Source organism: Kineococcus glutinatus (genome assembly GCF_039542765.1).
Classification (GTDB): Bacteria; Actinomycetota; Actinomycetes; order Actinomycetales; family Kineococcaceae; genus Kineococcus_A; species Kineococcus_A glutinatus.
Genome location: NZ_BAABIL010000020.1, coordinates 1 through 13,451 on the forward strand (window position 1 = coordinate 1; position 13,451 = coordinate 13,451).

9 protein-coding genes and 2 pseudogenes are annotated in these 13,451 nt (G+C 76.3%); all 11 read left to right on the plus strand.

The features are described 5' to 3' along the window. Positions 1–329 (plus strand): annotated as a pseudogene (locus tag ABEB16_RS01350) (DNA-3-methyladenine glycosylase); the annotation flags it as partial. 162 nt (positions 330–491) lie between these two features. Beyond that, positions 492–2,042, plus strand: a complete 1,551-nt coding sequence (locus ABEB16_RS01355) for a PucR family transcriptional regulator (RefSeq protein ID WP_345710483.1) — start codon at positions 492–494, stop codon at positions 2,040–2,042. Positions 2,043–2,206: 164 nt separating this feature from the next. Further along, positions 2,207–3,592: a 4-aminobutyrate--2-oxoglutarate transaminase gene (gene gabT, locus ABEB16_RS01360; protein ID WP_345710484.1), complete on the plus strand. Its 1,386-nt coding sequence runs from the start codon at positions 2,207–2,209 to the stop codon at positions 3,590–3,592. After that, a complete protein-coding gene (locus tag ABEB16_RS01365) occupies positions 3,589–4,884 on the plus strand; it encodes a Glu/Leu/Phe/Val family dehydrogenase (protein WP_425560074.1) in 1,296 nt (431 codons plus the stop codon). The genes gabT and ABEB16_RS01365 overlap by 4 nt, the downstream gene beginning before the upstream one ends. 92 nt (positions 4,885–4,976) lie before the next feature. Continuing rightward, positions 4,977–6,452: an NAD-dependent succinate-semialdehyde dehydrogenase gene (locus tag ABEB16_RS01370; RefSeq protein WP_345710490.1), complete on the plus strand. Its 1,476-nt coding sequence runs from the start codon at positions 4,977–4,979 to the stop codon at positions 6,450–6,452. Next, positions 6,449–7,882, plus strand: a complete 1,434-nt coding sequence (locus ABEB16_RS01375) for an aminobutyraldehyde dehydrogenase (RefSeq protein WP_345710485.1) — start codon at positions 6,449–6,451, stop codon at positions 7,880–7,882. The genes ABEB16_RS01370 and ABEB16_RS01375 overlap by 4 nt, the downstream gene beginning before the upstream one ends. An 88-nt stretch (positions 7,883–7,970) precedes the next feature. Further along, positions 7,971–9,365, plus strand: a complete 1,395-nt coding sequence (locus tag ABEB16_RS01380; protein ID WP_345710486.1) for a flavin monoamine oxidase family protein — start codon at positions 7,971–7,973, stop codon at positions 9,363–9,365. After that, positions 9,362–10,933: an APC family permease gene (locus tag ABEB16_RS01385; RefSeq protein WP_345710487.1), complete on the plus strand. Its 1,572-nt coding sequence runs from the start codon at positions 9,362–9,364 to the stop codon at positions 10,931–10,933. Before ABEB16_RS01380 ends, ABEB16_RS01385 begins: the two co-directional genes overlap by 4 nt. Further along, on the plus strand, positions 10,930–12,021 hold the full coding sequence (locus tag ABEB16_RS01390; RefSeq protein ID WP_425560075.1) for an agmatine deiminase family protein: 1,092 nt from the start codon (positions 10,930–10,932) through the stop codon (positions 12,019–12,021). Before ABEB16_RS01385 ends, ABEB16_RS01390 begins: the two co-directional genes overlap by 4 nt. Positions 12,022–12,041: 20 nt before the next feature. Further along, positions 12,042–13,016 (plus strand): nitrilase-related carbon-nitrogen hydrolase, encoded by a 975-nt coding sequence (locus ABEB16_RS01395; RefSeq protein WP_345710488.1) that lies wholly within the window; start codon positions 12,042–12,044, stop codon positions 13,014–13,016. Positions 13,017–13,234: 218 nt separating this feature from the next. Next, positions 13,235–13,451, plus strand: a pseudogene (locus ABEB16_RS01400) (hypothetical protein); the annotation flags it as partial.

Sequence of the window (13,451 nt, forward strand, 5' to 3'; positions counted from 1 at the left end):
CGCGGCGGGCGACGGTGCTGGCCGTGGTGGCGGCGCTCGCCGGACCCGGCGCGGACCCCGGCGACCGGGCGGCATTCCTCGCCCGGCTGGCCGCCCTGCCCGGCATCGGCCCCTGGACGCTGGGCACCGTCGCGATGCGCGGCCTCGGCGACCCCGACGCGTTCCTCGCCGGCGACCTCGGGGTGCGGGTCGCGGCCCGGGGCCTCGGCCTGCCGGTGACACCCGGGGCGCTCACCCGCCGCGCCGAGCCGTGGCGGCCGTGGCGCGCCTACGCGGTGCAGCACCTGTGGGCCACCGGCGACCACGCCGTGAACCGGCTGCCGCGGTGAGGGGGCCGGCCGGGCGGCTGACACCCCTGCTGCAGCTGCAACGCGACACGCGGTGCGGCGACGCTGCTGCGACGGCGTGTCCTGGGTCAGGGGCAGCAGGGGTGTCAGCCGCCCGGCCGGCCGTCGGCGGAACCCGCCGGCCACCTCGCCTACCGTGGGGCGGTGCCCCCCACCGTGCGGCGGCTGCTCGGCGCGCCCGAGCTCGGCCTGCGCCAGCCCACCACCGTGCCGGAGGACGCGCTCGACGCGCCCGTCTCGTGGGCGCACAGCTCCGACCTCGCCGACCCCACCCCGTTCCTGTCCGCCGGGCAGGCGCTGCTCACCACCGGCGCGCAGTTCGCCGGCGACCCCGCGACCGGCCCCGGGGCCGACGCGTTCGACGGCTACGTCGCACGCCTGGTGCGCGCGGGGGTGCCCGCCCTGGGGTTCGGCACCGGCGTCGTCGTGCCCACCGTCCCCGCCGCCCTGGTGACGGCCTGCGCCGCAGCCGGTCTGCCGCTGCTGGAGGTGCCCTACCGCACCCCGTTCATCGCCGTCGTGCGCTGGGTCGCCGACGCCGTCGCCGCCGAGGAGGGCGCCCGCACCGCGTGGGCGCTGCGCGCGCAGGGGGCCGTGTCGGCCGCCGCGCTGGGCAAGGAGGGGCTGCGGGGCGCGCTGCGCACCCTCGCCGAGCACCTCGGCCGCACCGTGCAGCTGTGGAACGGGGAGGGGGAGCTGGAGGAGTCCCACCCGCCCGCACCGGCCGCCGACGCCGCGTCCCTGGCCGGGACGGTGGCCGCGCTGCTCACCCGCGGCCAGCGCGCCACCGCCAGCGCAGGCCTCGGCGCGGCACCCGGTGGGCAGCGGCTCGCGCACCTGCAGACCCTGGGGCGGCGCAACCAGCTGCGCGGCGTGCTGGCGGTCGTGGGCGACGGCGACCTCGACGCACCCGCGCGGGGTGTGGTGACGAGCGTGGTGGCGCTGGCGGAGCTGTCCCTGGAGCAGGGCCGCACCCTGCGCCGGGCGGTGCGGGTGCTGCGCGCGGAGGCGCTGCGGCTGCTGCTGGAGGACCGGCTGGACGCGGCCGAACGGGTGGTGGAGGCGCTGGGGGAGCGGCTGCCCGCCGAGCCGGTGCGCGTCGTCGTCCTGGTGCCGCAGGACCGGACCGCGGCGCGGGTGGAGGACGCCCTGGACGTGCGGGCCGCAGCGACCGGCGGCCCCTTCCACGCCCGCGCGGGCGACCGCGTCGTCGTGGTGACCGGCGCCGACGACGTGGCGGGGCTGGAGGAGCTGTGCCGCCGGCTCCGGGTGGCGGCGGCGGCCTCGGCGCCCACCCCGTACGCGCGCACCGCGATGGCGCTGGAGCAGGCCCGCCGCCTCGCGGCGCAGCTCGGGCCGGGGGCCAGCGGCGTGCGGCGGGCGGAGGCGGAGGACAACGGCCTGCTGGGCATCCTGCTGCGCGCCGACGCCGGGCAGGTGGCGCGCGAGCGGCTGGCGGGGCTGCTGGCGGAGGAGGAGGGCCGCGCCCTGCTGGGGTACGCGGCGGTGTGGCTGTCCCACCACGGCCGCTGGGAGCCGGCGGCGCGCCAGCTCGGCCTGCACCGGCACAGCCTGCGCGCCCGCATCGAGCGGCTGCAGGAGGTCCTGGGCTACGACTTCGAGCGGTTCACCGACCGCGCGGAGCTGTGGGCGCTGCTGTCGGCGCTGAACCTGGAGCCCGGCCCGCCGCGCTGAGCCATCTCGCGGGCACCTCGTCAAGCCGACGGAACGGCAGCGGCACCCGCCCGCCCTGCCGTTCCGGCAGGTGCCGGCCGGGGAGGCGCTGCCTAGCGTCGTCGACCACCCGCTCCCGCGAGCACCCGATCCCGCGAGGCGGCCCCGATCCCGTTGGAGGGACGATGACGACCCCACTGGCGACGCCGCCCGCGACCGCGACGACCGCCGCGACGACCGCCCCGCAGGGCGGCCCGGCCCTGCCGCAGCGCCGCGAGCTGCGCACCGAGCTCCCCGGCCCGCGCTCGCGGGAGCTGATGCGGCGCAAGCAGGAGGCCATCTCCGCCGCCGTGTCCCTGACGATGCCGGTGTTCGCGGCCGCCGCCGGTGGCGGAGTGGTGGTCGACGTGGACGGCAACTCCCTGATCGACCTCGGCTCCGGCATCGCGGTGACCTCCGTGGGCAACTCCGCCCCCGGTGTCGCGGCCGCCGTCGCCGAGCAGGTGCAGCACTTCACCCACACCTGCTTCATGGTGACCGGCTACGAGGGCTACGTCGCCGTCGGCGAGGCGCTCAACGCCCTCACCCCCGGCGACCACGCCAAGCGCACCGCGCTGTTCAACTCCGGCGCCGAGGCCGTGGAGAACGCCGTCAAGGTCGCGCGCGCCGCCACCGGCCGGCGCGCCGTCGCGGTGTTCGACCACGCCTACCACGGCCGCACCAACCTCACCCTCGCGATGACCGCGAAGGCGCAGCCGTACAAGACCGGCTTCGGGCCCTTCGCCCCCGACGTGCTGCGGGTGCCGACGTCCTACCCCTACCGCGACGGCCTCGGCGGCGCCGAGGCCGCGGCCCGCGCGATCGACCTGCTGGAGAAGCAGGTCGGCGCCGGGGACCTCGCCGCGGTCGTGATCGAGCCGATCCACGGCGAGGGCGGTTTCATCGAGCCCGCGCCGGGGTTCCTGCCGGCGCTGGCGGCCTGGGCCCGCGCCCACGACGTCGTGTTCGTCGCCGACGAGGTGCAGACCGGTTTCGCCCGCACCGGCGACATGTTCGCCTGCGACCACGAGGGCGTCGTGCCCGACCTCGTCGTGATGGCCAAGGGCATCGCCGGCGGGCTGCCGCTGGCGGCCCTCACCGGCCGCGCCGAGCTGATGGACGCCCCGCAGGCCGGCGGCCTCGGCGGCACCTACGGCGGCAACCCGATCGCGACCGCCGCGGCGCTGGCCGCCCTGGAGGCGTACCGGCGCGACGGCCTCGTCGAGCGCGCCCGCCGCCTCGGCGACGTCATGCTCGGCCGGCTGCAGGAGCTGCGCCGCCGCGACCCCCGGGTGGGGGACGTGCGCGGGCGCGGCGCGATGGTCGCCATCGAGCTCGTCGACCCGGCCACCGGGGCCCCGGACGCCGCGCTCACCGGCCGCGTGCTCGCCGCGGCCCGCCGGCAGGGCGTCGTGGTGCTCGGCGCCGGCACCCACGGCAACGTCATCCGGTTCCTGCCCCCGCTCGTCATCGGCGAGGACCTGCTCGCCGAGGGCCTCGACGTCGTCGCCGACGCGCTGGCGGCGTCGTGAGCACCACCGCCGCCCCCGCTGCCGCACCCACCGCCGCGTCCACCGCGCCGGGCAGCACCGCGCTGCAGGACGCCCGCGTGCAGCTGGCCGAGGCCGTCGACCACCTCGGCTACGACGAGGGCACCTTCGCGATGCTCGCCACGCCGCGGCGGGAGATCACCGTCAACGTGCCGCTGCGCCTCGACGACGGCTCGGTGTCGCTGTTCGTCGGGCACCGCGTGCAGCACAACCTCTCCCGCGGTCCCGCCAAGGGCGGCCTGCGCTACAGCCCGCACGTCACCCTCGACGAGGTGCGGGCGCTGGCGATGTGGATGACGTGGAAGTGCGCCCTGCTGGACGTGCCCTACGGCGGCGCCAAGGGCGGCATCCGCATCGACCCGCGCGAGCACAGCGAGGCCGAGCTGGAGCGGCTGACCCGCCGCTACACCAGCGAGATCCTGCCGGTCATCGGGCCGGACAAGGACATCCCCGCCCCCGACATCGGCACCGACGAGCGCACCATGGCGTGGATCATGGACACGTACTCCGTGACGCAGGGCCACACCGTGCCCGGCATCGTCACCGGCAAGCCGCTGGCCCTCGGCGGATCCCTCGGCCGGGCCAGCGCCACCTCCCGCGGCGTCGTCCACGTCGCGCTCGCGGCGCTGGGGCAGCGCGGGATCCGCCCGGCCGGGGCGAGCGCCGCCGTGCAGGGTTTCGGCAAGGTCGGCCGCGACGCCGCCCGGTTCCTCGCGCAGGCCGGTACCGCCGTGGTCGCCGTCAGCGACCAGTACGGCGCCGTGCACCGCGCCGGCGGGATCGACGTGGAGGCGCTCGCCGCGCACGTCGACGCCACCGGCGGCGTCCCGGGTTTCGCCGGCGCCGACCCGGTGCCGGCGGCCGAGCTGCTGGAGCTGGACGTCGACCTGCTCGTGCCGGCGGCCGTCGAGGGCGTCATCACCGAGGCCAACGCCCCCCGGGTGCGGGCCCGCGTCGTCGTCGAGGGCGCCAACGGCCCCACCACCCCCGGCGCGGACCGCGTGCTCGCCGACGCCGGCGTCCTGGTGGTGCCGGACATCCTCGCCAACGCCGGCGGCGTCGTCGTGTCCTACTTCGAGTGGGTGCAGGCCAACCAGGCCTACTGGTGGGGCGAGGACGAGGTGGAGCGCCGCCTCGCCGAGCGCATCCTCGCCGCCTGGCGCGGCGTCGTGGACTGCGCCGCCCAGCGCGGGCTCACGCTGCGTGCCGCCGCCACCGCCCTCGCGGTGCAGCGCGTCACCGAAGCCCACCGGCTGCGGGGGCTGTACCCGTGACGGCGCGCGTCCACGCCCAGCACACGCCCGTCCAGTCCTCCGTCCAGCTCACCGTCTGCGAACCCCTGGAGGCCCCCGTGGCCGAAACCCCCGTGGCCGGCGACGCCGCCGCCCGCGTCCTGGCGGCCGTGCCGCACGGCCTGCTCGTCGGTGGCACCTGGCGCCCCGCCACCGGCCGGGCGACGTTCGACGTGCGCGACCCCGCCACCGGCGGGGTGCTCGCGCAGGTCGCCGACGGCACCGCCGCCGACGCCCTGGCCGCCCTCGACGCCGCCGTCGACGCCGCAGCCGGCTGGGCCGCGACCCCGCCGCGGCGACGCTCGGAGGTGCTGCGCCGCGCCTTCGACCTGCTGCTGGCGCGCGAGGAGGAGTTCGCCCTCCTCATGACGCTGGAGATGGGCAAGCCGCTGGCCGAGGCCCGCGGGGAGGTGCGCTACGGCGCGGAGTTCCTGCGCTGGTTCTCCGAGGAGGCCGTGCGCATCCCCGGCCGCTACGGGACCAACCCCGAGGGCACCGGCACCGTCGTCGTCACCAGGCGCCCCGTCGGGCCGTGCCTGCTCATCACGCCGTGGAACTTCCCGCTCGCGATGGCCACCCGCAAGATCGCCCCCGCGCTCGCCGCCGGCTGCACCGCCGTCGTCAAACCCGCCGAGCTCACCCCGCTGACGACGCTGCTGTTCGCGCAGTTGCTCGCCGAGGCCGGCCTGCCCGCCGGCGTCGTCAACGTCGTCACCACCACCCGCTCGCCGGAGGTCTGCGCCCCCGTCATCGCCGACCCGCGGCTGCGCAAGCTGAGCTTCACCGGCTCCACCGCCGTGGGCCGGGCGCTGCTCGGGCAGGCCGCCGACGGGGTGCTGCGCACCTCCATGGAGCTCGGCGGGAACGCCCCGTTCGTCGTGTTCGACGACGCCGACCTCGACGCGGCCGTGGCCGGTGCGCTGCAGGCGAAGTTCCGCAACACCGGGCAGGCCTGCACCGCCGGCAACAGGTTCGTCGTGCACGCCGACGTCGCCGACGAGTTCGCCCGCCGGCTCACCGAGGCGGTGCGCGCGATGCCCGTCGGTCCCGGCACCGCCCCAGGTACCGTCATCGGCCCGCTCATCGACGACCGCGCCGTGGCCTCCGCCGCGGCGCTGGTCGCCGACGCCGTGGCGCAGGGCGCGCAGCTGCTCACCGGGGGTTCGGCGCCGCAGGGCCCGGGCTGCTTCTTCGAGCCCACCGTGCTCGCCGGGGTGCCGACCGGCGCCCGGGTCTGGCGGGAGGAGATCTTCGGTCCCGTCCTGGCCGTCACGACGTTCACCGACGAAGCGGAGGCGGTGCGGCTGGCCGACGACACCGAGTACGGCCTGGCCAGCTACGTCTACACCCGCGACCTCGACCGGGCGCACCGGATGATCGCAGCGCTGGACAGCGGGATGACCGGGGTCAACACCGGCGTCGTCTCCAACGCCGCCGCGCCCTTCGGCGGCACCAAGGGCTCCGGCCTCGGCCGCGAGGGCGGCAGCGAGGGCATCGAGGAGTACCTGGAGACCAAGTACGCCCTGATCGCGACGGGACCGGCGCGGTGAGCGCCCCGCAGCGCCGCCGCAACCACGTCGACGGCAAACCCGTCGACGCGTTCGGCACCGGCTCCTTCGACCTCGTGGACCCCGCCACCGAGGAGGTCCACGCCACTTCCCCGATCTCGGTCGCCGAGGACGTCGACGCCGCCGTCGACGCGGCCGCCGCCGCCTTCGGGTCCTGGGGCCGCACCACCCCCGCCGCGCGGCAGCACCACCTGCTGGACCTGGCCACCGCGCTGGAGGAGCACACCGGCCGCATCGTCGCCGCGCAGGTCCGCGAGACCGGCCAGCCGCGCCGCCTCGTCGCCGACGACGAGGTGGCCGCCGGCACCGACCACCTGCGCTTCTTCGCCGGCGCCGCCCGCCGCCTCGACGGGGTGGCCGCGGGGGAGTACCTGGAGGGGTTCACCTCCTACGTCCGCCGCGAGCCGCTCGGCGTCGTCGCGCAGGTGACGCCGTGGAACTACCCGTTCCTGATGGCGCTGTGGAAGGTCGCGCCCGCGCTGGCCGCCGGCAACACCGTCGTGCTCAAGCCCAGCGACACCACCCCCACCTCCACGCTCGTGCTCGCCGAGGTCGCCTCGCTCGTGCTGCCGCCGGGCGTGCTCAACGTCGTCCTCGGCGACGCCTCCACCGGGCGTCTGCTCGCCGAGCACCCCGTGCCCGCGATGGTCGCCATCACCGGCTCCACCCGCGCCGGGCGCTCCGTGGCGCACAGCGCCGCCGAGCGGCTGCGCCCCTCGCACCTGGAGCTCGGCGGCAAGGCGCCCGCCGTCGTGCACGCCGACGTCGACGTGCCGGACGTCGCCGCGCAGATCGCCGACGCGGCGTTCTACAACACCGGGCAGGACTGCACCGCCGTCACCCGCGTCCTCGTGCACGCCGACGTCCACGACGAGTTCGTCGCGCAGCTGGCCGCGGCCGCCCACCGCACCGCCGTCGACGAGGGCGGCCGGATCCGCCCCGGGTACGGGCCGCTCAACAGCGCCCGCCACCTCGCCGCGGTCACGACGGCGGTGGCCGCGCTGCCCGGGCACGCCACCGTCGTCACCGGCGGGCACCGCCTGCCCGGCCGCGGGTTCTTCTACGCACCCACCGTCGTCACCGGGGTGCGCCAGGACGACGCCATCGTGCAGGAGGAGGTGTTCGGGCCCGTCGTCACCGTGCAGCCCTTCGCGACCGACGAGGAGGCGCTGCGCCTGGCCAACGGCGTGCGCTACGGCCTCGCCGCCAGCGTCTGGACGCAGCACCACGCCACGGCGGTGCGATACTCCCGGGAGCTCGACGCGGGCGCGGTGTGGATCAACGCCCACATCCCCCTGGCGGCGGAACTGCCGCACGGCGGTTTCAAGGAGTCCGGCCACGGCAAGGACCTCTCCGCCTACTCCCTGGAGGAGTACACCCGCGTCAAGCACGTCATGAGCGCCCACCGCTGAGGCGGCGGGCCACCCCGCCGGCAGCAGCGGAGCAGCAGGAATGCACCAGCACCACGATCCCCGGGGACCCGGGAGCGAGGGAACGAGGATGTTCACCGAGAGCACCGATGTCGTCGTCATCGGCGCGGGCGTCACCGGCCTCACGGCCGCGACCCGCCTGCGCCGCGCCGGGCTGTCCGTGCGCGTCCTGGAGGCGCGCGACCGCGTCGGCGGCCGGCTGCACACCGACGTCGTCGACGGCGTACCGCTGGAGATCGGCGGCCAGTGGGTCTCCCCGGACCAGGACGCGCTGATCGAGACCCTCGCCGAGCTGGGCCTGGAGACGTTCTCCCGGTTCCGCGACGGCGACAGCGTCTACGTCGGCCCCGACGGCACCGCGCGCCGCTTCATCGGCGACATCTTCCCCGCCCCGGAGAAGACGCAGCGCGAGATCGAGCGGCTCATCGAGGTGATCGACGCCCGGGCCGCCGAGGTGGACCCCGAGGCCCCGTGGGCGCACCCGCGGGCCACCGAGCTGGACTCGATCTCCTTCTGGGACTGGCTGGGCCAGCACACCTCCGACGCCGAGGCCCGCGAGAACGTCTCGCTGTTCATCGCCGAGGCGATGATGACGAAGCCGTCCCACGCGTTCTCCGCGCTGCAGGCGCTGTTCTTCGCCGCCAGCGCCGGCAGCTTCAGCCACCTCGTCGACGCCGACTTCATCCTCGACAAGCGCGTCGTCGGCGGCCTGCAGCAGGTGCCGCTGCGGCTGGCTGCCGAGCTCGGCGACGCGGTGCTGCTGGAGCGCCCGGTGCACCGCGTCGAGTGGGACGAGCGCGGCGAGGGGGTCGTCGTGCACACCACCGACCGCACCGTCGCCGCCCGCTTCGCCGTGGTCGCGGTGCCGCCGGTGCTGTACCCGCGCATCGGGTTCTCCCCGGCGCTGCCGCGGCTGGTGCAGCAGGCCCACCAGCACCAGTCGTTCGGCCTCGTCATCAAGGTGCACGCCGTCTACGAGCGCCCCTTCTGGCGGGAGGCCGGCCTGTCCGGCACGGCGTTCAGCCCCTACCAGGTCGTGCACGAGGCGTACGACAACTCGAACCACGGCGACGGGCGCGGCATCCTCGTGGGGTTCGCCTCCGACGTGCGGGCCGACGCCCTGTTCGGCCTCGGCGCGGCCGAGCGCAAGCAGCGGGTCCTGGAGTCGCTGGCCGCGTACTACGGCGCCGAGGCCCTGACGCCCGTCGTGTACTACGAGAGCGACTGGGCGGCGGAGGAGTGGACCCGCGGCGCCTACGCCACCAGCTTCGACCTCGGCGGCCTGTCCCGCTACGGCGCGGCACAGCGGGTGCCCGTGGGCCCGGTGCACTTCGCCTCCAGCGACCTCGCCGGCAAGGGGTTCCAGCACGTCGACGGCGGCATCCGCGTCGGCCGCGAGGTCGCCGACGCGATCCTCGCCGCCACCACCACCACCGCCGCCACCGACCAGGCGCGCGCGTCGTGAGCAGCGACGTGGCGGCCGGTGCCGCGGAGGGGACGGCACCGGCCGGGCCGGGCGTGTCGGGCAAGGGGCTGCGCTCCGGCGTCGTCGGCCTCGTCGGGTCCGTCGTCGTCGGCATCGCCTGCATCGCACCGGCCTACACCCTCACCGGCGCGCTGGGCCCGACGGTGGCGGAGGTGGGCCCGCAGTTGCCGGCCATCTTCCTCGCCGGGTTCGTCCCGATGCTGCTCGTCGCCCTGGGCTACCGGGAGCTGAACGCCGCGATGCCCGACAGCGGCACCTCCTTCACGTGGGGGGTGCGCGCGTTCGGGCCGTGGGTGGGCTGGCTGGCCGGCTGGGGGCTGCTCGTCGCCAACGTCGTGGTGCTCAGCAACCTCGCCGCCGTCGCGGTCGACTTCTTCTACCTGCTGCTGTCGCAGCTGTTCTCCTCACCCGCCGTCGCCGACCTCACGGCGAACCCCGTCGTGAACGTCGCCACCTGCGTGGTGTTCGTGGCGCTGGCGACGCTGGTGTCCTACCGCGGGGTGGAGTCCCAGCAGCGGCTGCAGCACGTCCTCGTGGGGTTCCAGGTCCTCGCGCTGCTGCTGTTCGCCGGTGCCGCGCTGTGGCGGGTCGCCGACGGCAGCGCGTTCGACGCCACCGAGGTGCAGCTGTCCTGGTTCGACCCGACCGCGGTGCCCACGTTCTCCGCGTTCGCCGCGGGCCTGTCGCTGTCCATCTTCATCTTCTGGGGCTGGGACGTCGTCCTGACGATGTCGGAGGAGACGAAGGGTGCCCGCGCCACCCCCGGGCGCGCCGCCACCGTCACCGTCGTGCTCATCGCCGCGCTCTACCTCGTGGTGGCCGTCGCGACGATCAGCTTCGCCGGCCTGGGGGAGGAGGGCATCGGCCTGGCCAACGCCGACATCCAGGGCAACGTGTTCGTCGCCCTCGGCGGTCCCGTCCTCGGCCCGCTCGCGGTGCTCATGTCGCTGGCGGTGCTCGTCAGCTCCGCGTCCTCGCTGCAGTCGACGTTCGTCTCGCCCGCCCGCACGCTGCTCGCGATGGGCCACTACGGCGCGATCTCGCCGCGGTTCGCGGGGATCTCCCGCCGGTTCCGCACGCCCGGCTACGCCACGATCGCCGCCGGCGTCATCACGTCGGTGTTCTACGTGGCGATGCACCTGCTCAGCCAGGCGGTGCTGTGGGACACGATCGCGACGCTCGGCATGATGATCTGCTTCTACTACGGGCTCACCGCCTTCGCCTGCGTCTGGTACTTCCGCGGCCGGTGGTTCGCCAGCGCCCGCGACCTGGTCGTGACGCTGCTCGCGCCGGGAGCCGGCGGCCTGATCCTCGCCGCGCTGTTCGTCACCACGCTGCTCGACTCCCGCGACCCCGCCTACGGCAGCGGCACGGAGCTGTTCGGCCTCGGCCTGGTGTTCGTCCTCGGCGTCGGCCTGCTGCTGCTCGGGGTGGTGCTCATGCTGCTCACCGCCCGCCGCCGGCCCGGGTTCTTCCGCGGCGAGGGGCTGCGGCGGGGCGTCGCCGGCGAACCCGCACCCGTCCCGTCCCCGGAGGAGCTCCCGTGACCGCGCACCCCACCACCGACCCGGCCGCCGGCCCGGTGCCCGCCGCGGGCGCGCGGACCCTCATGCCCGCAGAGTCCGCCCCGCACGAGCGGACCTGGATGGCGTTCCCCACCGCGAACGCCACCTTCGGCGAGGAGGGCAGCCCGTCGCTGGCCGACGCCCGCCGGGCCTGGGCGGGCATCGCCGCCGCCGTCGTCCGCCACGAGCCGGTCAGCGTGCTCGTGGCCCCGCAGGACGCCGCGGCCGCGCGGGAGGCGCTCGACCCCCGGGTCGTGCTGCACCAGGTGCCCCTCGACGACGCCTGGCTGCGCGACTCCGGCCCCACGTTCGTGCGCGCCGGCGACCGCGTCGAGGCCGTCGACTGGGTGTTCAACGGCTGGGGGCAGCAGTCCTGGGCGGCGTGGGAGCGCGACGCCCGCCTCGCCCGCCGCGTCGCGGACCTGGCCGGGGTGGCGGTGCGCTGCTCCGACCTCGTGCAGGAGGGCGGCGGGTTCCACGTCGACGGGCAGGGCACCGTGCTGCTCACCGAGACCGTGCAGCTCGACCCCGACCGCAACCCCGGCTGGACGAAGGAGCGGGTCGAGGCCGAGGTGCACGCCCGCCTGGGCACCAGCGCCGCGATCTGGCTGCCGCGCGGGCTCACCGCCGACTACGGCGAGTTCGGCACCCGCGGGCACGTCGACATCGTCGCGACGTTCCTGCGCCCGGGTGTCGTCGCCGTGCACACCCAGACCGACCCCGGCCACCCCGACCACGCGGTGAGCGCCGAGGTCACCGAGATCCTGCGGCAGGCCGTCGACGCCCGCGGCCGGCGGCTGCAGGTCGTGGAGCTGCTTGCGCCGCTGACCACCGAGGTGGACGGCGAGCTCGTCGACTTCTCCTACGTCAACCACTACGTCGGCAACGGGTTCGTCGCCCTCTGCGCGTTCGACGACCCCCGCGACGCCGCGGCCGCCGCCGTCCTCGCCGAGGCCTACCCCGGCCGGCGCATCGAGCCCGTCGACGCCCGCGACGTCTTCCGCTTCGGCGGCGGCGTCCACTGCACCACCCAGCAGCAGCCGGCCGCCCCCGCCGGCCCCCGGAACTGACCACCCGCCAGGAGAAACCCGTGGAACTCGTCACCGCCGCCCCCGGCACCTCCCACGCCCGCACCACCGGCCCCTCCCGCGAGCCGCTGCGCGTCGGCCTCGTGCAGACCCGCTGGCACGCCGACCCCGCCGAGCACCGCGCGGTGCTGCGCGACGGCATCGCCACCGCCGCCCGCGCCGGCGCCCGCCTGGTGTGCCTGCCGGAGCTCACCCTGTCCCGCTACCCCGCCGACGTGCGGCCGGACACCGCCGCCGACGCCACCGCGGAGGACCTCGCGACCGGCCCGACCCGCACCTTCCTCGCCGAGGTCGCCCGCGACACCGGCGTCGCCGTGCACGGCTCCCTGTTCGAGCGCGCCCCCGGCGACGACGGCCTCGGCTACAACACCGCGGTCCTCGTCGGCCCCGACGGCACGCTGCTCGGCCGCACCCGCAAGCTGCACATCCCCCGCACCGAGGGCTACTACGAGGACCGCTACTTCCGGCCCGGCCCGGCCGGGGAGGACCCCTTCCCCGTGGTCGACCTGCCCGGCGACGGCTCCGCGCCCGACGCCCGCCTCGGGCTGCCGACGTGCTGGGACCAGTGGTTCCCGGAGGTGGCGCGGGCGTACTCGCTGGCCGGCGCGGAGGTGCTCGTCTACCCCACGGCCATCGGGTCCGAACCCGGGCACCCGGAGTTCGACACCGCGCCGCTGTGGCGGCACGTCATCGTCGGGCACGGCATCACCAACGGCACGTTCATGGTGGTGCCCAACCGCTGGGGCGACGAGGGGCTCGTGACGTTCTACGGCTCCTCGTTCATCTCCGACCCCTACGGCCGGGTGCTCGCCGAGGCGCCCCGCGACGCCGACGCCGTGCTCGTCGCCGACCTCGACCTGGACCAGCGGCGGGACTGGCTGACGCTGTTCCCGTTCCTGCAGACCCGCCGCCCCGACGCGTACGCCGCGCTCACGACGCCGCTGGCGGCGAGCCTGCCCGCGGACGTCCCGGCCTGACGGGGGCGCGCGCCGCTCCCGCTGGTGCGCCCCCTCCTGCTGGTCCGCCCGTCTCCGGGTTCGGGCGCTCTCCCGGGCCTGCCGGTGCGCCCGAACCCGGAGATGGGCGCGCCGGCCGGAGGGTGGGGCGGATCGCACAGCGGACGTCCAGCCGGTCTCCCGCCTCGTTCCAGCCGCGCCGTCGACGGTGGTGCCGGCCCGACAGAGCAGGAGACCCCGTGAACGACGACACCCGGCACAGCGGTTCCCGCTGGGAGCCCTTCCCCACGACGCCGATCGCCACGCCCACCACCCCGGCGCGGTACACCGGCGCCACCGCCGGGCTGCCGGTCACCGGCGACGGCAGCGCCCCCGAGGTGCCGTGGTACCCGCCCGTCGCCCTCGCCGTGCTGCCGGCGCCCGCCGCGCCGCAGCCGTGGTGGCGCCGGCGCGGCG

Bases quoted from the DNA above. Each gene is read 5' to 3' on its own strand.
- ABEB16_RS01380 (WP_345710486.1), top strand. From the start codon at position 7,971: ATGTTCACCGAGAGCACCGATGTCGTCGTCATCGGCGCGGGCGTCACC.
- gabT (WP_345710484.1), top strand. From the start codon at position 2,207: ATGACGACCCCACTGGCGACGCCGCCCGCGACCGCGACGACCGCCGCG.